The 19,659-nt window shown below is 52.5% G+C and carries 19 protein-coding genes; 3 read left to right on the forward strand and 16 right to left on the reverse strand.

Going from position 1 to position 19,659, the window contains the following annotated elements:
- The first annotated feature begins 10 nt into the window (after positions 1-10).
- Positions 11-760, forward strand: coding sequence for a helix-turn-helix domain-containing protein (locus tag NYE70_RS17875; RefSeq protein ID WP_341047240.1), 750 nt, complete (start codon positions 11-13; stop codon positions 758-760).
- Positions 761-865: 105 nt separating this feature from the next.
- On the opposite strand, the gene NYE70_RS17880 is transcribed toward NYE70_RS17875, so the two are convergent.
- The 7 genes from NYE70_RS17880 to NYE70_RS17910 all read right to left on the reverse strand — a co-directional run bounded on the left by NYE70_RS17880 (position 866) and on the right by NYE70_RS17910 (position 7,142).
- On the reverse strand, positions 866-1,480 hold the full coding sequence (locus NYE70_RS17880; protein ID WP_341047242.1) for a tyrosine-type recombinase/integrase: 615 nt from the start codon (positions 1,478-1,480) through the stop codon (positions 866-868).
- Between the two features lie 142 nt (positions 1,481-1,622).
- Positions 1,623-1,850 (reverse strand): hypothetical protein, encoded by a 228-nt coding sequence (locus NYE70_RS17885; RefSeq protein WP_341047244.1) that lies wholly within the window; start codon positions 1,848-1,850, stop codon positions 1,623-1,625.
- Positions 1,851-2,101: 251 nt separating this feature from the next.
- Positions 2,102-2,581 (reverse strand): 23S rRNA (pseudouridine(1915)-N(3))-methyltransferase RlmH, encoded by a 480-nt coding sequence (gene rlmH, locus NYE70_RS17890; RefSeq protein WP_341047246.1) that lies wholly within the window; start codon positions 2,579-2,581, stop codon positions 2,102-2,104.
- 254 nt (positions 2,582-2,835) lie between these two features.
- Positions 2,836-3,054, reverse strand: a complete 219-nt coding sequence (locus tag NYE70_RS17895; RefSeq protein ID WP_341047247.1) for a hypothetical protein — start codon at positions 3,052-3,054, stop codon at positions 2,836-2,838.
- A 15-nt stretch (positions 3,055-3,069) separates the two neighbouring features.
- A complete protein-coding gene (locus tag NYE70_RS17900; RefSeq protein ID WP_213653314.1) occupies positions 3,070-3,237 on the reverse strand; it encodes a CxxH/CxxC protein in 168 nt (55 codons plus the stop codon).
- Positions 3,238-3,438: 201 nt separating this feature from the next.
- On the reverse strand, positions 3,439-5,298 hold the full coding sequence (locus NYE70_RS17905; RefSeq protein ID WP_341047249.1) for a glycerol-3-phosphate dehydrogenase/oxidase: 1,860 nt from the start codon (positions 5,296-5,298) through the stop codon (positions 3,439-3,441).
- A gap of 590 nt (positions 5,299-5,888) precedes the next feature.
- On the reverse strand, positions 5,889-7,142 hold the full coding sequence (locus tag NYE70_RS17910) for a S1C family serine protease (protein WP_341047629.1): 1,254 nt from the start codon (positions 7,140-7,142) through the stop codon (positions 5,889-5,891).
- A gap of 371 nt (positions 7,143-7,513) precedes the next feature.
- On the opposite strand from NYE70_RS17910, the gene NYE70_RS17915 reads away from it, so the two are divergent.
- Complete coding sequence (locus NYE70_RS17915) at positions 7,514-7,723, forward strand: hypothetical protein (RefSeq protein ID WP_211024417.1); 210 nt, start codon at positions 7,514-7,516, stop codon at positions 7,721-7,723.
- On the opposite strand, the gene NYE70_RS17920 is transcribed toward NYE70_RS17915, so the two are convergent.
- The 7 genes from NYE70_RS17920 to NYE70_RS17950 all read right to left on the reverse strand — a co-directional run bounded on the left by NYE70_RS17920 (position 7,692) and on the right by NYE70_RS17950 (position 15,946).
- On the reverse strand, positions 7,692-8,498 hold the full coding sequence (locus NYE70_RS17920) for an MBL fold metallo-hydrolase (RefSeq protein WP_211024415.1): 807 nt from the start codon (positions 8,496-8,498) through the stop codon (positions 7,692-7,694). The genes NYE70_RS17915 and NYE70_RS17920 overlap by 32 nt on opposite strands.
- 8 nt (positions 8,499-8,506) lie before the next feature.
- Positions 8,507-9,262: a two-component system regulatory protein YycI gene (gene yycI / locus NYE70_RS17925; protein WP_211024413.1), complete on the reverse strand. Its 756-nt coding sequence runs from the start codon at positions 9,260-9,262 to the stop codon at positions 8,507-8,509.
- A 28-nt stretch (positions 9,263-9,290) separates the two neighbouring features.
- Positions 9,291-10,583 carry a YycH family regulatory protein gene (locus tag NYE70_RS17930; protein ID WP_341047251.1) on the reverse strand — a complete coding sequence of 431 codons (1,293 nt, stop codon included), beginning with the start codon at positions 10,581-10,583 and terminating at the stop codon, positions 9,291-9,293.
- Positions 10,580-12,403 carry a cell wall metabolism sensor histidine kinase WalK gene (gene walK / locus NYE70_RS17935; RefSeq protein ID WP_290406424.1) on the reverse strand — a complete coding sequence of 608 codons (1,824 nt, stop codon included), beginning with the start codon at positions 12,401-12,403 and terminating at the stop codon, positions 10,580-10,582. The genes NYE70_RS17930 and walK overlap by 4 nt, the downstream gene beginning before the upstream one ends.
- Position 12,404: 1 nt before the next feature.
- Complete coding sequence (gene yycF / locus NYE70_RS17940) at positions 12,405-13,118, reverse strand: response regulator YycF (protein WP_341047255.1); 714 nt, start codon at positions 13,116-13,118, stop codon at positions 12,405-12,407.
- A gap of 198 nt (positions 13,119-13,316) precedes the next feature.
- The gene (locus NYE70_RS17945; RefSeq protein WP_341047256.1) at positions 13,317-14,903 is read right to left on the reverse strand and encodes a peptidoglycan DD-metalloendopeptidase family protein; all 1,587 of its coding nucleotides are present in this window, start codon (positions 14,901-14,903) and stop codon (positions 13,317-13,319) included.
- A 236-nt stretch (positions 14,904-15,139) separates the two neighbouring features.
- Positions 15,140-15,946, reverse strand: a complete 807-nt coding sequence (locus NYE70_RS17950; RefSeq protein WP_341047258.1) for a hypothetical protein — start codon at positions 15,944-15,946, stop codon at positions 15,140-15,142.
- A gap of 324 nt (positions 15,947-16,270) precedes the next feature.
- On the opposite strand from NYE70_RS17950, the gene NYE70_RS17955 reads away from it, so the two are divergent.
- A complete protein-coding gene (locus tag NYE70_RS17955; RefSeq protein ID WP_341047261.1) occupies positions 16,271-16,513 on the forward strand; it encodes a hypothetical protein in 243 nt (80 codons plus the stop codon).
- A gap of 261 nt (positions 16,514-16,774) precedes the next feature.
- Here the strand turns inward: NYE70_RS17955 and NYE70_RS17960 are convergent, their stop codons facing one another.
- Positions 16,775-18,061 (reverse strand): adenylosuccinate synthase, encoded by a 1,287-nt coding sequence (locus NYE70_RS17960; RefSeq protein WP_213653306.1) that lies wholly within the window; start codon positions 18,059-18,061, stop codon positions 16,775-16,777.
- A gap of 236 nt (positions 18,062-18,297) precedes the next feature.
- Positions 18,298-19,659, reverse strand: a complete 1,362-nt coding sequence (gene dnaB, locus NYE70_RS17965; RefSeq protein ID WP_211025828.1) for a replicative DNA helicase — start codon at positions 19,657-19,659, stop codon at positions 18,298-18,300.

The following is a 19,659-nucleotide window of genomic DNA, read 5'->3' on the forward strand; positions in this document are numbered from 1 at the left end:
AGGGATACAAATGGACGGTGAACATTGCATCACATTTGAACACCTGTTAGGGAAGTTGTTGCAAAGTGAACTATCACAATTAATCAACAAACTCCGACAACCTGCATTGACCACACGCAAGAAATACCTGACTATTAGTGAAGTATCTGAATTAACAGGTGTCGGGACGTATACCTTACGTCAATTAACATTTGCAAGGGCAATGCCACATCGGAAGCTTAAAGCACGTATTATTTTTGATCAAACCGAAATTACAGAGACAATTGAAAAGTATAAAAAATTAGGTTGGAACGACCCCGAAAATGAGTGGGATGTACCGAAAATTCAGCTTCAGATTGCTAGTTTGCATAAAAAGAAGGAGGAGACTCCCTTGATTGAAGATATTATTAGAAAGCTAATTAAAGAGGAACTGGAGAGTTTTTCAAAGGAGATTGCAAGTCTCACGAAAAAGGATAAAGAGCGATATTACGGAAGAACCGTTCTGACCATAAAAGAAGCAGCAGAACATTTTAGGACAAGCCCATCGACAATATATAGTTTGGTCAAAGATGAGGGAATGCCCCACTTAAAAATACAAAGTAGATTTTATGTTGTATTAGAAGAGGCTGAGGCATATCTTTGGAGAGAAACAGCAAAATCCTATGCAACAACTGGAAATGTTTATTGGCAGCGCATCTTACAAAGGCTTGATTGGGAAGAAACTGAACGAAATGAAGCGTATGGAAGAGCATTAAAACGACTAGAAGAAAGAACATACTAAAACAGTTAAGTCGCCTATTCAATTATGGAGGAGGCGACTTTTCTTGCATTAATAAGTCAGTTACTTTCACGTTCCAACAGTTTCGGGCAGTAAAACGCCAACAGTTTAGAATTTAAACCGTTGGACTGGGCTGAATTGATTGTGCTGAATTCTTGTTTCACCCTCACCCATATTAATATACTTGCGGACCATTTGAAGGTCAGCGTGACCTAGTATCCGTTGGAGAGTGAAGGGGTCGCCACCGTTTAAAATATAGTTCTTTGCAAAGTAATGGCGGAATGAGTGCGGGGATACACGACACCCTTCAATCCCCGCCTTATCCCGATAAGCAACCAGCCTTTTTCTGAAACTTGTTTTTAGGAATGGCGTGCCGTAGACACTTAGGAACAGTTCTTTGGCGTTGAACGCCTTTTTGTTTTCCTGCACCAGATTAAACAGAAGCTTACTGACCTTAGGGGAGAGAGGTATAAGCCTTCCAGTGCGGGTTTTGACGTTACTAGCTTGTAGATAAATAGTTGACGCTTGAAAGTCCAAATCGTCGCTTGTAAGTGCAGTGGCTTCCTGAATGCGAATGCCTGTATCTAACAGCAGCATAAGTAAGCAGTAATCACGATAACCCGTATAACACTTCGTATCTATAACTTTCAATAGTGCTTGTATTTGCTCTGTATTTAATAGCTTCAAGGTGTCTTTATCGGTTTTCATTAGCTTGATTTTCAAAGCGAGATTTTCTTGGAAATAGTCTTCATCAGCCAAGAATTTAAGGAAGCAACGCAATGTACGTACTCTTGTATTGATTGTAACTGGGGAAATCTTAAGTTCGGTTTTCATAAATTCAATATAAGCTCTGATTGTAGTGATATTAGGTTCGCTCGTTCAGAAAAGAAGTATGTTCGTTATTTTCAAGCCATGTGGTGAAGTATTGAAAATGACTGGTATGTTCTTTGAGCGTGCTATCACGCAATCCTTCGGCTCGTTTGGCGGTTATAAAGATAGCGTGGAGTTCTTTCAAGGTAATGTTTTGATTTGACTTGGAGCTTCCCTCACGGGACATAATCTGCTTCTTGCCACGAAACGATATTCTGGACATAAAAATAACCCTCCAATTGGTTTGTCGCCAACGGAGGGTTATCGCACATTTTGCCTCAAAATAGTCCAACAGTCTATCCCAAAATCACACTAGACTGTTGGGTGGCTTTCATGTTCTAAAAACCCGAAAAGCCTTGATTTATAAGGGTTGGCGCGCCCGATACGATTCGAACGTACGACCTGCAGTTTAGGAAACTGCAATCTTATCTATAAAGAATTTATCAATCATAATCTCTTGCTTCTGCTTTACCACTATTTGTGATACGGTTCCCCCCGATTTATCTTCACTGCCCGATAAATTTGCTCTACCAGCACCAGCCGCATGAGCTGATGGGGCAGCGTCATGCGCCCAAAAGACAGCCGCTGCTGCGCGCGGCTAATCACGGCATCGGCGAGCCCATGGCTCCCGCCGATCACAAACACGACATGGCTCGTCCCATACGTGCCGAGCCTGTCAATCGCAGCGGCGAGCTCTTCCGAGCTCCACAGCTCGCCGCCAACTTCCAGAGCGATGACATGAGCATCGCTCTTCACCAAACCCAAAATGCGCTCGCCCTCTCGCGCCTTCACCTGCAATACCTCCGCCTCACTCATCGTCTCCGGCGCCTTCTCGTCGGGTACCTCGATAACTTGGAACTTCACATACGGGCCCAGCCGCTTTGCGTACTCTGCAATGCCCTGCACCAAAAACTTCTCCTTCAACTTGCCGACCGCAATAATTTGAATAAACATCTCCGTATCCTCCATCTATCTATCGAATTTCCGCCATCTATGCAAAAAGGCCGCTTTCCCCCGCTCTGGTCGAGAAAACCGCCTCACCGAACTTTTCTATTCTCCGAAAGCATCGCACCCTGGCCAAAGCCCTCAGCACTTCCTCATTCGCAGCAAAGCATCAGCATTTTCTTTCTTCAAGGTCAGCATAAAACTCCACGCACCAAGCACCCAAACCTCACTTCAGCGCCTCGCTGCCAGCCCCGGACCCCGGGCTAAGCCCTAGCCGATGATCCACTCACTCCTATAACTAGCACAAGCAATCCCAAACAAAAACACACGTACCCATCCCATTTATCGCAGACGCGCATCTTCAGAATCACTCCCGATTCACGGCCACCGACCATTCCTGCCAGCCGGCACACGACCAAACCCGGCCTTCGTTTGAAATTCAGCAGCATGAAATCAGCCGTCCCCGAATCCCATAACGCCAAACCAAACAACCTTCCTTACACGATCAAAAATTTCGCCTCATGATCGCAATGCTCGCATTTCACCGGCGGTTCCCAATCGATGAACTTCGTGTGCTCCAAATCGACGACATCCGGGGCCTCCTCAAACTCATCCACAAACATATCGATCGCCAGCTCCACATGATCTTTGCAAACTACATACATACACCAAGCATCCTTTCCCTACCGCTCCCGCGGCGCGCTCCGTATTAACAGGTTGTCCTTTATCTGTTCTACCATACTCCGCCCCAAAAAGGAACCGCACAGATCACTTATAACCAAACAATCTGCCCCTCGTCGCCATTCCTTACCATTGTACCCGCTATCGCTTGCCGCCTCAATCAACCTTCCAAGCTAACCATTCGCCTATCCTTCACCCAATTGCCCCGCCTGCTCCGGCTCCACCGCCTCCGTCAGCGCCCGCTCCAGTTCATCGGCATGACGCGCCTTCTCCTCCGCCGACCACCCGAAATAGCCCGCCATATAAGCGATCACCGGCTCCTTCCACCTGCGCGCCCAAGCGATATCAAACAGCAACGAACCCGTTCTTCGGATAAAAAAGTCCCCCGGCGTCACCACCATCTCCTCATCCAGAGCGTACTTCAGTGGAACCGCCACCTCCAGCGGCAGCGCGTCAGACCCGGCCACAGGCCGTGCCTCCCCTTTAACAAAAGACTCTCCCCCGGCTTCAGCCTTCACTTCCGCCTCTTCTGCCACCGAACCACTCCGGCCCGTTTCTTCCACCTCCGACTTAACGGAACCGCTTCGCCCCTCTACCTCCGGCTCCGGCTTCACCGCGCTTTTTCCCAATCCCTTATTAGCCGTCCGCTGCATCTCGCTGGCGATCGCCATCAACTGGCCCGCGTTTGAGCCATACTTCATCGCCCATGCCGCGCCCAGCTCCCGCGGAAGGCCAAGCTCCTCGGCTTCTGTGCTCTTGGTCTGCACATATCCATAAAAATCCTCCCCGCCCCCCACATGCCCTCCCGATATGGGCAAATGCTTTGTCGTACAGGCATGGAAGCGGAGACCATGTTCACGCCCTAACTGGGCGGCTACCCGGTCAACGACCGTCTCGGCCATTTTACGGTAGCCCGTCAGCTTACCGCCCGCCATCGTAATCAGGCCGGAGTCCGACTGCCAGATCTCATCCCGGCGCGAAATCTCCGATGGCGATTTCCCTTCCTCATAGATCAAAGGCCGAACGCCCGCCCAGCTCGATTCCACGTCCACCGCCGTGATCCCAAGCGAAGGAAACATTCCGTTGATCGCATCGATCACATATTGGCGATCTTCCGCGTTCATGCGCGGATGGGCGATATCGCCTTGATACACCGTGTCCGTCGTACCGACGTAGGTCTTGCCCTCCCGTGGAATCGCAAAAATCATCCGCCCATCCGGCGTATCAAAATACACCGCCTGCCGCAAAGGAAACCGCCCCTGGTCGATCACCAGGTGCACGCCCTTGGTCAACTGCAGCATTTTGCCCTGCTTGGACCCATCCCATTCGCGCAGCGTGTCGACCCACGGTCCGGCGGCATTCACGACCTTCCGAGCCCGCAGCTCGTAAGTCTCACCGCCGATCCGATCCCGCACCGCTGCACCGACCACCCGGCCGTCCTCATAACGGAACTCGGTCGCCTTCGCATAATTGACCGCCATCGCCCCTTGCGCCACGGCGGCCTTCAACACCTCAATCGTCAGCCGCGCGTCGTCAGTGCGGTACTCGACATAGTAGCCGCCGCCGAGCAGCCCTTCGCGGCGCAGCAACGGCTCCTTCGCTAACGCGTCTTCCGCCGACAACATCGACCGCCGCTCGCCCCGTTTCACCCCGGCGAGCAGGTCGTACACCCGCAGGCCCACCGACGTGCTGAGCCTGCCAAACGTGCCGCCCTTGTAGATCGGCAGCAGCATCCATTCCGGTGTCGTCACATGCGGACCGTTCTCGTACACGATCGCACGCTCACGTCCGACCTCCGCCACCACCCCGATCTCGAGCTGCTTCAAGTATCGCAGCCCGCCATGCACCAGCTTCGTCGACCGGCTCGACGTCCCGGCCGCAAAATCCTGCATCTCCACCAGCCCGGCCCGCATCCCCCGCGCCGCCGCGTCCAGCACAATCCCGGCGCCTGTAATCCCCCCGCCGATCACCAGCAAATCCAGCGGCGCCTGCGTCATCGCCTGCAGCATACCCGCTCTACTCTTTCCCGCAAACAGAGAATTCATCACTAATCCTCTCCCTTCCCAAGAAGCCCCTGTACCATATCTTATGTATTTTATAAACACCATGACTCGACTTCCCTTGCATCGCTCTTTACTCTTTACTCCTTACTCTTTGCCCTTGCCCTTACTCTTTGCCCTTATGCCCTTATGCCCTTTGTTCTTTGTTCTTTGCTCTTTGCTCTTTATTCTTTGCTTTTTGCTTTTTGCTTTTTGCTTTTCACTCTTTGCCCTTTGCACTTTGCTCTTTGCTCTTTGCTCTTTGCTATTTTGCTTTACATCTATACTTAACTCTTTACCCTAACGCCTAACTCTTACACGCACTAGCCCCTGCTTACACGCCTAACAAGAGTCTTAATTCCCCCGGTAATGACGCCCCAAAGGCATCCCGAACACATCCCGAACTTCATTTGTCCGTGCTCCGAGGACAAAATCCAAAAGTGTCCACCCAAAAGGAGGACAAAACACATATACCTCGCCCGCCTCCATACAAAAAAAATCCCCTTACATTTCAGACGACGCGCTTATGCAACGACTGCTCATGTAAAAGGACCCTTGTTGGTTCATCTATTCTGTTTCTGTTTCTGTTTCTGTTTCTATTTCTCTTCAACCTCAGCATCTAATTCCGCTTCGGACGGTTTATCCGCAAGCTTAACGGTCACGGTTTGTGGCTTACCGTCCCGGTAGAAGGTAATCTCCATATCCTCGCCGATCTTCTTGTCCTCGTACATATATCTCCGCAGCTCCAGCGTGGAGCTGATCGGCTGCTTGTCGAGCTGAGTGATGACATCGTTCAGCTTCAAGCCCGCGTCCTTCGCAGGGCCATGAGCTTCCAGCACGATGATACCCTCGGTCACATGGCTCGGTAATTTCAGGTCCGTCCGCTGCTCCTCGGTCATTTCCGCATACGGATTGTTCAGATCCAGCGAATAAACGCCAAGATAAGGACGAACGACCTTGCCGTACAACATCAGATCGTCTACCGTCTTCATGACCTCGTTGACCGGAATCGCAAATCCGAGCCCTTCAACACCCGTATCGGCGATCTTCATCGTATTAATACCGATCAACCGGCCGTTCAGATCGACAAGCGCTCCGCCGCTGTTGCCTTCGTTAATGGCCGCGTCGGTCTGAATCACTTCCTGCTCCCAGTCATACACACCGTCCTGACTCAGCGAAATCGGAATCAGCCGGCTCGTGTAACTGACGATGCCTGAAGTAAGCGTGCCGCCCAGACCCAGCGGATTGCCGACCGCGATCACCGTCTCGCCGGGACGCAGCTTCTTGGAATCGCCCAGATCGATAACGGAGTTAATACCCTTGTCATCCACTTCCAGCACCGCAATGTCGTTGATGGAATCTTGGCCAATTACCGTGGCCTTCCGTGAGTCTCCGTCACTCGTCACCACTTCCAAATTGTCCGCACCCGAGATGACATGCGTATTGGTGATGATGTACGCCTTCCCTTTATCCTTTTTATAGATTACGCCTGAACCTAATGCAGCCTGCTTGGGGTCATCGGATAGCTCGCTGTGATTCAGGATGCTCACCACAGCTGGAGCCACCTTGGCCGCCGCTGTGCTGATCCGGTCAAAAGGATCGCCTTCCCCAAGCGCCGCGGCATTGCCGTTCGCGCCGGCGCGATTGGAGGCTGAGGGGAGCCCGGTAATCAAACTAAACAGCAGTACGGCGACTACCGCACTAAGGATGGAAGAAACCAGCGAGATCTGCAACGTGGACCAACCGTTCCTCCTGTTGTTGCCCTGCCAGCGCTGAGCGCTGTCCGAACTTCTGCGAAGCTGCCGTCTCGACACCTTTGTAGAGTAAAAATCATCATCAAACAATCCCATCCCGTTTCTCTCCCTCCATGGACTGCCCCGGTCCTGATGCTCCATTGGTCTGTATCCTTTATTACCCGGAAGCCGCTGCACAATTCACTCTATGCCGCGACGGCAAAGCCATATTCCCGTTCAACTCTTTACTATCTTAACGTAATGAAACGGCTGGATGTTGCCTACCATGAAAGATTTTTTCTTGCTGTTTTCATTCTGCAGGAATGTTTATGCCCATGCCGGACTACACTAATAATAAAGCGCTAGATTGATAGATTTATTCTACCATACCCGGAGGTTTCAGGTGCATTTTCCTTTTAGGGAATTTTCGGGAAATCGAGGCGCAATTCCCCTAATTTTTGTTGAATACAAAGGAGGCCCAATCCAGCATGAATTCACAATTTTCCACGCCGATGAATGAGGTTAATATGCTTGCAAAACTTGCGGATATGAAAGAAGAGCATTACCACCAGTTGGTAACGCTCAGCGCGATCATGGAACTATTGATTGAGAAAGGGATTCTTACCCGTCAAGAAATCGAACAAAAGGCCGCCGAGTTGGACCGGTTTATAACTCCGCCACCTTATCCCACGGTGTAGGTCGGTCATAGTACGTATCCCGCAGCTTGAACTCGCTGTCCTTATAGAAGCAGCCGCGGTCCTCCATAGAACCCCGTACGGCCATGCGGGCCAAATCCATCATGTTATGCTCACGGCTGAGGTGAGCCAGATACGTCCGCTTGATCCGCCCGTTCATCAGCTCACTGAGCAATTCGCCCGTGGCTTCATTGGACAAGTGGCCCATATCGCCGAGTATGCGCCGCTTGATATTCCAAGGATAGCGCCCCATGCGCAGCATCTCGATGTCGTGGTTTGCTTCCAACACCAGCACGTCGGAGTCCGCGATCGCCGCTTTGACCTTGTCGCTGGCATAGCCTAGGTCGGTGCAGACGCTCAGCTTTTCCTTGCCGTCATAGAAGCAGTAGCCCACCGGCTCCGCCGCATCGTGCGAGATCGCGAACGATTCCACTCGAAGCGATCCGAAATCCCGTGCCTCGCCTGTGCCCAGTACGCGGCGGTTCTCGTCCGGGATCTGGCCGACCGCTTTTTCCATCGCGCTCCATGTCTTCTCGTTGGCATACACGGGCAGATTATATTTTCTCGCCACCGCTCCGAGACCTTTAATATGATCCGAATGCTCATGCGTCACCAGAATGCCGCTCAATTCCTGACCCGATACTTCACGCTCCGACAGCAGCTCGTCAATCCGGCGGCAGCTGAAGCCGGCGTCGATCATCAGCGTCGTTTCCCCATTGGCCACTACCGTCGCATTCCCCGTCGACCCGCTCGACAACACCGTAAATCTCAATCCCATGATTCGCACTACTCCTTTGTTTTCTCTGTGTTCGGACTAATTACGTCCCCACTGATGCCTTGTACATAATACTCCTTGCCGCTTTCCAAAATAAACCTCCACGCCGGGGCCGCCGGCAGATGCGCGTCCGAGTTGAACACTTCCCCGTAATAACCCAGCTCGATTTCCGTCACGACCGAGCCTTCCGGCAGGAAGTTCTCGATTAAATTCCCAAGTGCCTTGGATGCGGACAGCACCCGCTGTTTCTTCTCGCCTTCCGAGCCGCCGATTTCGATGACTTGCTCCCGGTAGGAAATGATCTTCTGATTGCTGTAGTATAGCTTCAGCTCAATCTTGAACAGCGGCCATTTTCCGTCGACCAGCGGATGAAGCATCATGAATTCCCCCGCCCGGCTTGCCGCCTCGTCATAACGGTAATCCCCGATATTCGGCAGGCTTGTCTTCAGCGCATTCGCCAATTCCTTCGGCGTATAAATCAGCTTACTGTCCACCGGAACCGGCAGGTCAACCAGCTCCCCGCCCTGTTCGCCGCCATTTACGAAGCGGTAAGATATTTTTGACAGCTCCGGCGTCTCGGTCGGAATTTTAGCCAACACCCGGATCCGTTTATCGTCCATTGATTTCTGAATACTGCTCTCCAGGGAGGTGAAATCCGGATTGGAATCCGCCTGCTCCTGCAAGTCATTCCACAGCTGATAACCCAGCACCAGATTTAGCAGCAAAAATGCGTAAATCAGCACGTTTTTTGCCCGGCCCCAATCCATGTTCTCACCTCCGAATGGTTCTATTGGTTCAAAACAGCATGCGTGTAGCTCCGTTTTTGAGCTCGACTGCCCAGATCGGCTTCAATTGCAATCCTTCTTTGGAGAGCGAAGGAAGGTACGCCGGATACAAGCTGACGATTTCTGACTCTTTCTCCAGTCTGGCAAGCTGCTCGCGTAATTCGTCCCCGCTGGACAGCTCAACCATCGTTTTCTCCCAGAACTCGCCGGTGGAGTAGATCAGCGAGCGCTCGTAGCCCGTAATGGTGCCCATCCGCATCTCCAGCGTAATCTCTCCATAGTGGAACGACGAGATATCGATAATCGGAAAAGCGCCGAACTGTCCTTCCCCGTAATATTGCTGAAACACTACGGTATGTTCTTCTCCGCCCGTGTCCGCAGTCTTCTTCAGCCGGTATTGGCCGTTCCATCCGCCGTGCTGATTGACAAAGTCAACGCCGGACAGTACGTTCCGCCCCGGATTGTTCTCGCCCGCCGCCGGTGCGGCCGGGTCGGTATAATTGATCCAGTTCCGGTCCTGCCGTACCTGCAAGCTCCGCTTACTGTCCGTATAAATCTCGGAGCCGTCTTTTTCGCGGATATACCGGGTGATACTCGGATCAGAGAATAAGCTGCTCTGCATCTGATCCGTGGAAAAAAGGCCTATCTCCAACCCCGTCTCCACCATGCGGACCGGCTTCTCGGGAATGTAATACCCGTTGACCAGGGTGTAAGGCACCCAATCCTTGCCGAAATCGACCTGTTGCCGGACATCCTGCACCGTCAAATCGGCTTTGGTCGCTTCATACACGACATCGCCCTGCGAGCTGAAAAAGAACACCCGCACCTGATCCTCATTTTCGGAATTGTATATCAGCACCCGGCTGATGCTTTCCCCTTCGAACAGCGGATCAGGAGCGATCTGCATCACCTTTTGCAGCAACGCCACCGGCATCCCGTCGCCGAACTGCAGCTCTATCCCCGTATGGCGGCTGCGGATCTCGGTCCAATTGATGTTTTCCACTCCATAGCGCTGGAATCCATCGAACTGCCGTCCTTTCAGCCGGGAATAGATCAAGTTATAGAAAGCCGAGTCCGGATAAAATACCGTGTGCCGGTCCTCGCCCAAATGCACGGCAATCTGGGACGGAAACAGCATGTCTTCGGCCTCCGCACTCTGCCCCATATTCTCTGTCTTGATATAGTCGCTTTCGGTTTTGACGACCGGGTCGCTGCCCGGCAGCCGATAGATGAGAAAGTAGCTCTGCACCAGGCTGCATAGAACCAGAAGTGCGAGCATCAGCGATTTTACCCGTTCCTTCACTGACCGTCGCCTCCTTGTTCATGCCGCGGCAGCATAAAGGTCACCTTGGTGCCTTTGCCCAAATCCGACTGTAAAGAGATCGTCCCGCCATGCGCTTTAACAATTTCCCGGGCAATGGATAGGCCAAGGCCTGTCCCGCCCATATTCCGCGAACGAGCCTTGTCGACCCGGTAAAAACGTTCGAAAATCCGGTCCAGGTCCTTCTTCGGGATTCCGATCCCGTCATCCTGTACCGAAATCGCCAGCGCGCCGTCATCGGTCAACCTGGCCTCGATAGCGATCGTGCCGCCCTCCGGCGTATATTTCATCGCATTGGAGATCAGATTGTCCAGTACCTGGTCGATTTGATCTCGGTCCACCCAGGCGGAGCCTACGCCGTTGCCGACGAAAAACGTTGGCTTGATGCCTTTTTCCTGCATCTGAAAAGAAAACCGGTCCGTCACCTCTTCCAGCATCTCCATCACGGAGACCGGCTGCTTACGCAGCTGCGCTTCCTTGGAGTCTAACCGCGACAGATGCAGCAGATCGGTGACGAGGCGGATCATTCGCTCGGTCTGGTTCTGGATGACGGAGGCAAATTTCGGACCCAATTCCGGGTCCTCCATAGCACCGTCCTCCAGCGCTTCAGTATAGCTCTTGATCGTAGTCAACGGCGTGCGAAGCTCATGCGATACATTCGCCACAAACTCCCGCCGGGACGCTTCCAGCTGCTCCTGTTCCGTAACGTCCTGGAGCACCGCGATCGTCCCGACAATCCCGATTTCCCGCCGGTGGATCGGGGTAAATGTGACGCGGATCAGGAAGGTGTCCCCCTCCGGCGTTTCGTTCTCCAGGATCGTGGAATGCATCGTCCCCTGCTTCAAGATCTCGCGTTCTTCCGGGGTCAGATGCAGCAGCGAGATGATGTCGGTACCTCCATCCAATTCCCCATTGATCCGGAGCATTTCGCTCGCCCGGCGATTCATCAGAATGACCGTCCCGGTATCATCGGTAGCGATAACGCCGTCGCTCATATTGGTGAGAATCGAAGCCAGCTTCTCCTTCTCCTCTTCATTCTGCGCCAGCGCGTCGCGAAGACGGCTTGTCATATAGTTAAAAGCTTTGCTAAGCTGCCCGATCTCGTCATTGCCGAGCACCGGCATCTTCTGGTGGAACTCGCCTTCCGCCACCGCCGTCGCCCGCCGGGTCAACTCCTTGATCGGCGAAGTGATCGTGTGCGCCAGAATGACGCCCAGCACCGCCGTCAAACCGAGCGCCAGCAATATTCCCGAAATAAAAATATTATTAATCCGCTCCATCGTATCGTACAGCTCGTTCATCGAGGCGGCGATGTAGATCGCACCTACGATTTTGCCATCGTTGACGACCGGCTTGGCCACGACTTTCTTGCGGATATTATCTTCGTCAATAATGTATTCCTCGTTGTCCCGGATCCCTTGCAAGGCCCGGTTGACTACGGTCTGCGTATTCTTCGTGCCGACATAATCGGCATGCGACGGTTTGGACGTCGTAAGCACCTTGCCGCTGGCGTCCAGCACCTGTATTTCCGCACCGTTGATGTTGAACAGATTGTTCACCAGCACGCGCAGGTTCTCCAGCGATTCTTCCGCCGAATCCCCGGTCACCCCTAGGTTCTGTGCCGCCAGCACGGAGAGCAGCTCCGCACGTTCCTGCAATTCCTTCGTGAAATTGCTCGTCAGCGACGTTTTCATCGCGCTCACGAAATAGACCCCGATCAGCTGCATCGCGATCAGGATCAGCAGCACATAGATGATGATCAGCTTTGCCTGGATGGTGCGGAAAAAGGAGGGCAGCTTCATGCTAGAACCCACCCGCCTTGGAGCTTCGCATCATATAGCCGAGGCCGCGCCGGGTCAAAATGTATTCCGGCTTGCTCGGGTCCTTCTCGATTTTCTCGCGTAACCGGCGAATGGTCACGTCGACCGTCCGCACGTCCCCAAAATATTCGAACCCCCACACCGCTTGCAGCAGGTGCTCCCGGGTCATGACCTTCCCGGCATTCTTCACCAGATAATGAACCAGCTCAAATTCCCGGTGGGTCAGATCAAGCGGGTCCCCATTTTTCGAAGCCGTATACGTATCGGTATCAATAAAAAGTTCAAACAAACTGATGCCCTGCCGTTCCTCAGGCCCTTCCTGCGCGACAGGCTTCTGCTGCCTGCGCATTTGCGCCTTCACCCGGGCCAGCAGCTCGCGCGTGCTGAACGGTTTGGTAACATAGTCATCCGCGCCGAACTCGAGACCCAGCACCTTGTCGATCTCTCCGTCCTTGGCTGTCAGCATAATGATCGGGGTTTGCAGCTTGGCCCTAACATCCCTGCAGACGTCCATGCCGTCCTTGCCGGGCAGCATCAGGTCAAGCAGGATCAAGTCCGGCTGCTCCGAATACGCCAGCTCCACCGCTTCGATCCCGTCAAAAGCGAGAATGACTTCATAGCCCTCTTTTTCCAGATTAAATTTCAAAATATCCGCGATGGGCCGTTCATCGTCAACGACCAGAATTTTACCTTGCATGCTTTATGTTCACCCCAAACTTTCAGGCCTTGGCCGAATCTTACTCTATCTTACCATACCTGGCCCCGCCCTACATAACCTCAATAGATTTGGCTATAGGGAATTTCAGAGAGATTTAGTATCCATTATTGAATTCTGTCCAAATCAAAAACCCGGCCTAAGGCCGGGTTCGTTCATGTAATGCAACCTAATTATGGTTTACAGATACTTCGACGGGTTTTGGACACTTCCGTTCTTGTGAATTTCGAAGTGAAGATGCGTTCCTGTCGAACGGCCGGTGTTACCCATGACGCCAATTTTGGTACCTTTCTCGACGACATCGCCCTTCTTCACACTGATTTTGCTCAAGTGTCCGTACAATGTTTCGTATCCGTTCTTGTGATTGATGATGATGCAATTGCCGTAACCGGACTTGGTTCCAGCAAAGGTGACTACACCATCATCGGAGGCAAGAATGTTACGGCTGGAGGAGACCATATCGAGGCCTTTATGCGTTTTGCCCCAACGTTTGCCGTAACTGCTGGTCAAGGTCGCTCCGGATACAGGCCAGGCAAAATCACCCGAGCCTTCGCCCAGCACAACTTTGGTGCCTTTGACCACAATTTTCGGCTGCGACTCTTTGACGACCTCTTGTCCGAGCCACTCTTCTGCCACAACCTCGCCGTTCTCCTTCGTCAAGCGGTACTTCATCGTCTTAAGTCCGCTCTCGCCCAAGGAGATTACCTTGGACTGACCGGACCTCATGTCCGCGCTCTTGCGAACGATGACTTGAGGTTCCGTCACGATTTGCTCGGATACGCGTTCCACCGTTTTTACCGTCAACGCCGGCTGTACGGCATTGATCTTCAGCTCCGTGCCGATTTGCAGCGTCAATTCCTTCACGCCCGGATTGTTGCTGAACAGTTCCTTTTGGGTAATACCGAAACGGGCCGCAATGGAAGAGATCGTGTCCCCTTCCCGGACCGCATACGTAATAGCAGCTTCGTCACCCTCCAAAATACGGGCCACCGCTTCATTCACGTCCAGAACCTTGTTCGGGTCCGTATCGATGGTCTCAGTGGCGACATCTTCTTTAATGTCTACCGATTCCAGCATAGGATCCGATTCCTTTGCCGTATTTGCGGAAGTCTGCTGCTGTTGGAGTCCGCCGGTCTTCTTCACCTTGGATGCAAAAGTCGTCGAGGCCGAGGCCGCCACGGCCTTCGCTTGCGGGGCGTACTTGCCTTTAATTTGCTCCAGTACGGCATCGGCCGTAGCCTGATCCTTGACGATACCGATCGTTTTGCCGTCAACCTTCAGCTCTATGCCTTTGGCGTATCCCGTAAGCATGCCGCTGAGCGTGTTCAACGTCTCATCGTCACTTACCTTTGCCTTATACGCTTTTTCCTCAACCGTAGTGATACCTTCGGTATGTACCGCCATCTCTACCTGCGGGTATTTTTCGTTATATTCTTGCTCCTTTTGTTTGAAAAGAGCCTGCAATTGTTCCTCATTAGCGATCGTTCCAACTTCTTTGCCTGCGACGTAAACCCGATAGTAGGACACCATATTGGCCTCCACATACTGCTGCCCCGCCAGATAGATCCCGCCTGCAGCTACCAGGGCTGCAATCGCGCTTATGGCGATCATACGTGGTTTAGACCGGCGGCTTCCACCCTTACCTTCGTTTTCCGTGTGTAGTTCGGACATCTCTTGATCGTTTTCCGGACGGCCGTGATTCATCGTCTGCGCCGGGTTCTGACCCTTGCGCCACAGCTGCCAACGTATCCCCCTGAAACCTCTCATGCTGATCTCCTTTTCCCATTCGACTAAATACGACATAAAATGGTTTCAAAATTTTAACCTTTTACCGCTATTGTTTACTTTAACATAGCCAGGTTAATGATTTCAACCAATGCCAAAAACGCCCAGAACCCCCTTGTGGCAAAGGTTCAAGGCGTTTTATCGACTTTTCCGGGTTAAGGTATATTTTAACAATCCTGTGAATGTCATCGCTTTACTGTAATAAAAATAGAAGTTATTTAGCTGTTTAGAATCTTCATCATCTTACTGTATTCCGTCTTGTCCAGGTATTTGGATAAAATTTGCTCAATTTCAATCATCTCCGATTCCGTCAGCCCTTCCTCCATGGCCTCCGTCATCTTCTGCATTTCAGCCTGCGGCAGCTTCGACATCAAAATAGCGAATACTTCTTCCTTATCCTTATCCGAAAGTTCGTCTTTCTTGGCCACCATTTCGTCCGGGGTCACCACTACCTGCTGGTCCTGGCCAAGGGCTTCCTGGCTACCGGATGATCCAGAGTTCGAGGAGATGCCTCCCATCACGGATAAGGCGTCCTCAGGGGCTTCCTCCCCGCCGGAGCCGCCGGTCTGAGCGTCTGCATCCTTCTGGCCGCCGTCGGGAATACCGGCAACACCGGTTGATCCATCGGTGCCTTCACTCCCTTTGCCAGCTTCAAATCCGGAAGTTCCATTATTGGCTCCATTAGCTCCAGTTCCGGCTCTCCCGGAGCCCCCCTCCGAGTCGTCCATCCCTCTGGATCCGCCAGTCCCTCCGGTTGCACTAGTTCCGTCGGTGTCACCAATTCCACTAGTTACGTCGGTCCCTCCGCCTTCCGCCTCTTTTTTGTCCTTATCATCTCCTCCAAACCCAAACATCCCCTTCATCATTCCGCCCAGGGTAGGCGCCTTACCCGCAATAGGCAAATTATAGCTTCCAAGCAGCGACTGTATATACGTATTCACCACGTAACCCGTGGTCATCACCGTCAGCATACTTACCGTAACTACCGTTATAACCAGCTTCGCCAGCCATCCGATCCATTTCATGCGGCTTCCTCCTTCTGCCTGCCGGCCAGGCCGGCAATCTATTCTCCTAATTTCCAGTATGGACGCAGAAAGGAAGTTTCAACCTCATGAAATAGAATCGCCATACAAGTAGTGGATCGGGTGTGGATCGGGTGTGGGTGTGAAAGTGGTGGGGGCGAATGTGGTGGATGCCCGAATGTGAGTGCGGGTGCGAGGTGGGGGTGGATATGGTCGATGCGAGTGCGAGTTCGAGTGCGGATGTGGGTGTTGGTATGGATGTGGATGTGGTAGATGCGAATGTGAGTGCGGGTGCGGATGTGAGTGCGGGTGCGGATGTGAATGGGGATGGGTGTGAATGGAGATTTGGGTTTGGGTTTGGGTTTGGGTTTGGGTTTGGGTTTGGGTTTGGGTTTGGGTTTGGGTTTGGGTTTGGGTTTGGGTTTGGGTTTGGGTACGGCTACGGCTACGGTTGCGAATGTAATCCCTAAATATAAAGTAACTGTAAAACCTACATCTATTTCTCTTCTTTCTTCGAATTCACAACAAATAAATGGAAAACATACATCTAATTTCCTCCTTTTCGGCTAGTAGAAGCAAAAGGAGCGAAATTAACTGCAGGTTTTACATCTAAATGCCCCAATTAGCCCGATTCTCCAAAATTAGATGCAGGTTCTACAGCTAATTTTCCCCTCCTAGTAACTCTGCCAGACTCGCACCACCCATCAAGCTACCATCCATCAAGCTAAACCATCCATCATGCCAATATCCATCATGCCGACACCACCAAGCTTATCCAAAAATACAAAAACCGCCCCAGGGAATTTAATCCCTGAGGCGGTTCTAACTACCTTACTCGTAGATCGGCAGTACTTGGTTAGTCTGGCTGCGGTTGCGGCCAACCGAGAAGATGGCGATTGGAATGCCTGTCAACTCGGATACGCGCTTCACGTAATTGCGGGTCGTTTCAGGCAGATCTTCCAGCGTCTTCGCGCCGCTGATATCTTCGGACCAGCCCGGAAGCTCCTCGTAGATCGCTTCGCACTCGGCGAGCATTTTCAGGCTGGCCGGATAATGCGTGATCACTTCGCCCCGGTATTTATAGCCGGTGCAGATCTTGACCGTCTTCAAACCGGTCAATACGTCCAGCGAGTTCAGCGAGAGGCCGGTCAACCCGCTGACGCGGCGAGCATGACGGACCACGACGCTGTCGAACCAGCCAACGCGGCGCGGACGCCCTGTAACCGTGCCGTACTCATGGCCGGTTTCCCGAATGAAATCACCGATTTCATCGTGCAGTTCCGTCGGGAACGGTCCGTCGCCGACACGTGTCGTATACGACTTCGCTACCCCGATGACCTGATCGATCTTCGAAGGTCCCACACCGGACCCGATGCACACGCCGCCAGCCGACGGGTTGGAGGACGTTACAAACGGATAAGTCCCTTGGTCGATGTCCAGCATGACGCCTTGCGCGCCTTCGAACAGAACCTTTTGCTTCGCATCGATCGCATCGTTAAGCACGACTGAAGTATCCGTGACGTACGGACGAAGAACTTCCGCATACTCCAGGTATTGCTTCAGAATCTCTTCCACATCCAGCGGCTCCGAACCGTAAACTTGCTGAATGACATGGTTCTTCTCGTTCATCAAATGGCGCAGCTTCAGCTCGAACTCTTCCGCATCCATCAGATCCGCGATCCGGATGCCGCTGCGAGCCGCTTTATCCATATAAGCCGGGCCGATCCCTTTACGGGTTGTTCCAATTTTGTTCGGTCCCTTACGATCTTCCTCCAGCGCATCCAGCACCATGTGATAAGGCATGATGACATGCGCACGGTCGCTGATGACCAGATTCTTCGTACTGAAGCCATTTTCGTGAATATAGTTGATTTCTTGAATCAGCGCGGCCGGATTTACAACCATGCCGTTACCGATAACACACTTCTTATCCGAATAAAACACGCCCGATGGGATCAGGCTGAGTTTGTACTTCTTGCCGTCGATAAGAATGGTGTGACCGGCGTTGTTGCCGCCTTGATAACGGGCCACCACTTCGGCGCTCTCCGCCAGATAATCCGTGATTTTACCTTTACCTTCGTCTCCCCATTGGGTACCTACAACGACTACCGTTGACATGTACATTCCCCCGCCTGGTGCCCTCGCACCTGTATTTGAACAATTCATAGACATACGCGACAAAGCCATTTACTGCTCTAAAGCAGCAATATCAGTTTACCAGTCCCCATTTTTAAAGTCAAATTAAAAACGAACAATCACACAGTCACCTGCATGATTGTTCGGAAATGGATGAATAATGGCTATAAACCTGAACTTAAAACAAGCAGAATATGCATCGCTTCCGTCAAATTAGCTTACCCGGCAAAAGCGTCCATATGCGCACGCTCGTAATTCGCGAACTTGTTAAAGTTCTTCAGGAAGACCAGCTCGACGGTCCCGACCGGTCCATTCCGCTGTTTGGCGATAATAATCTCGATGATATTCTTCTTCTCGGTTTCCTGGTTGTAGTAGTCGTCCCGGTAAAGGAACGCTACGATATCGGCATCCTGCTCGATCGAACCGGATTCCCGAAGGTCGGACATCATCGGACGTTTATCCTGCCGCTGCTCAACGCCCCGGCTGAGCTGGGACAGAGCAATTACCGGCACTTCCAATTCACGGGCAATCTGTTTAAGCGTACGGGAAATTTCCGATACTTCCTGCTGCCGGTTCTCGCCCGGCTTCCCGCGTCCGTGAATCAGCTGAAGGTAATCGATGAGGATCATGCCTAGCCCTCTCTCCTTCTTCAGCCGCCGGCATTTTGCCCGGATATCGGCCACGGTCACGCCCGGCGTATCGTCAATGTAGATTTCCGCCTCGGACAAAGCCGCAATCCCCATCGTCAGCTTCGCCCAATCGTCATCGTTCTTAAAGTCACCCGTCCGCATAATTCCCGCGTCGAGATTCGCTTCGGCGCAGATCATCCGCTGCACCAACTGGGCGGCGGACATCTCCAGGCTGAAGATCGCGACGGTTTCTTTGGCGCGGACCGCCACATTTTGCGCGATATTCAGTGCGAAGGCGGTTTTACCTACGGATGGACGGGCCGCCACGATGATGAGATCGTTCCGTTGAAAACCGGCCGTCATCTTATCAAGATCGACGAAGCCGGAAGGGATTCCGGTCGTATTCCCGCGATTCTGATGCAGCTGCTCAACGCGTTCGAACACTTCCATAACCACGTCGCGAATGGCAATAAATCCGCTGCCGGAACGGCGGTTCGAAATTTCAAGAATGCGCCGCTCGGCATCGCTTAGCATGCCGGAGACATCCTCTCCGCCGGTATATCCATCGCTGACGATCTGGGTCGCGGTCCGGATCAAACGACGCAGCATCGACTTCTCTTCGATAATGCGCGCGTAATAATCCACGTTCGCCGCCGTAGGCACCGCATGCGCCAGCTTGGCCAAATAGCTGACCCCGCCGGTCTCCTCCAGTTCGCCCCGGTCCTGCAAACGAGAGGTCAGTGTAACCAGGTCAATCGGCTGCCCTTCCTCGCCGAGCTGAACCATCGCTTCATAGATCAACTGATGGGGCTTGTCGTAGAAATCATCGGTACGGACCCGCTCCATCGCCGTAATAAGCGCTTCGGATTGCAGCAGAATCGCTCCGAGTACCGCCTGCTCGGCCTCTAGATTCTGCGGGGGAATCCGATCGTAAAATATATCGCCGCTCAT

It is taken from the genome of Paenibacillus sp. FSL R5-0407, assembly GCF_038009185.1.
Classification (GTDB): domain Bacteria; phylum Bacillota; class Bacilli; order Paenibacillales; family Paenibacillaceae; genus Fontibacillus; species Fontibacillus vini.

Bases quoted from the DNA above. Each gene is read 5' to 3' on its own strand.
- NYE70_RS17945 (WP_341047256.1), bottom strand. From the start codon at position 14,903: ATGAGAGGTTTCAGGGGGATACGTTGGCAGCTGTGGCGCAAGGGTCAG.
- rlmH (WP_341047246.1), bottom strand. From the start codon at position 2,581: ATGTTTATTCAAATTATTGCGGTCGGCAAGTTGAAGGAGAAGTTTTTG.
- walK (WP_290406424.1), bottom strand. From the start codon at position 12,403: ATGAAGCTGCCCTCCTTTTTCCGCACCATCCAGGCAAAGCTGATCATC.
- NYE70_RS17885 (WP_341047244.1), bottom strand. From the start codon at position 1,850: ATGTCCAGAATATCGTTTCGTGGCAAGAAGCAGATTATGTCCCGTGAG.
- NYE70_RS17875 (WP_341047240.1), top strand. From the start codon at position 11: ATGGACGGTGAACATTGCATCACATTTGAACACCTGTTAGGGAAGTTG.
- yycI (WP_211024413.1), bottom strand. From the start codon at position 9,262: ATGGATTGGGGCCGGGCAAAAAACGTGCTGATTTACGCATTTTTGCTG.
- NYE70_RS17955 (WP_341047261.1), top strand. From the start codon at position 16,271: ATGGGTGTGAATGGAGATTTGGGTTTGGGTTTGGGTTTGGGTTTGGGT.
- NYE70_RS17910 (WP_341047629.1), bottom strand. From the start codon at position 7,142: ATGGGATTGTTTGATGATGATTTTTACTCTACAAAGGTGTCGAGACGG.
- NYE70_RS17905 (WP_341047249.1), bottom strand. From the start codon at position 5,298: ATGAATTCTCTGTTTGCGGGAAAGAGTAGAGCGGGTATGCTGCAGGCG.
- NYE70_RS17950 (WP_341047258.1), bottom strand. From the start codon at position 15,946: ATGAAATGGATCGGATGGCTGGCGAAGCTGGTTATAACGGTAGTTACG.
- NYE70_RS17915 (WP_211024417.1), top strand. From the start codon at position 7,514: ATGAATTCACAATTTTCCACGCCGATGAATGAGGTTAATATGCTTGCA.
- NYE70_RS17900 (WP_213653314.1), bottom strand. From the start codon at position 3,237: ATGTATGTAGTTTGCAAAGATCATGTGGAGCTGGCGATCGATATGTTT.
- NYE70_RS17920 (WP_211024415.1), bottom strand. From the start codon at position 8,498: ATGGGATTGAGATTTACGGTGTTGTCGAGCGGGTCGACGGGGAATGCG.
- dnaB (WP_211025828.1), bottom strand. From the start codon at position 19,659: ATGAGCGGCGATATATTTTACGATCGGATTCCCCCGCAGAATCTAGAG.
- yycF (WP_341047255.1), bottom strand. From the start codon at position 13,118: ATGCAAGGTAAAATTCTGGTCGTTGACGATGAACGGCCCATCGCGGAT.
- NYE70_RS17960 (WP_213653306.1), bottom strand. From the start codon at position 18,061: ATGTCAACGGTAGTCGTTGTAGGTACCCAATGGGGAGACGAAGGTAAA.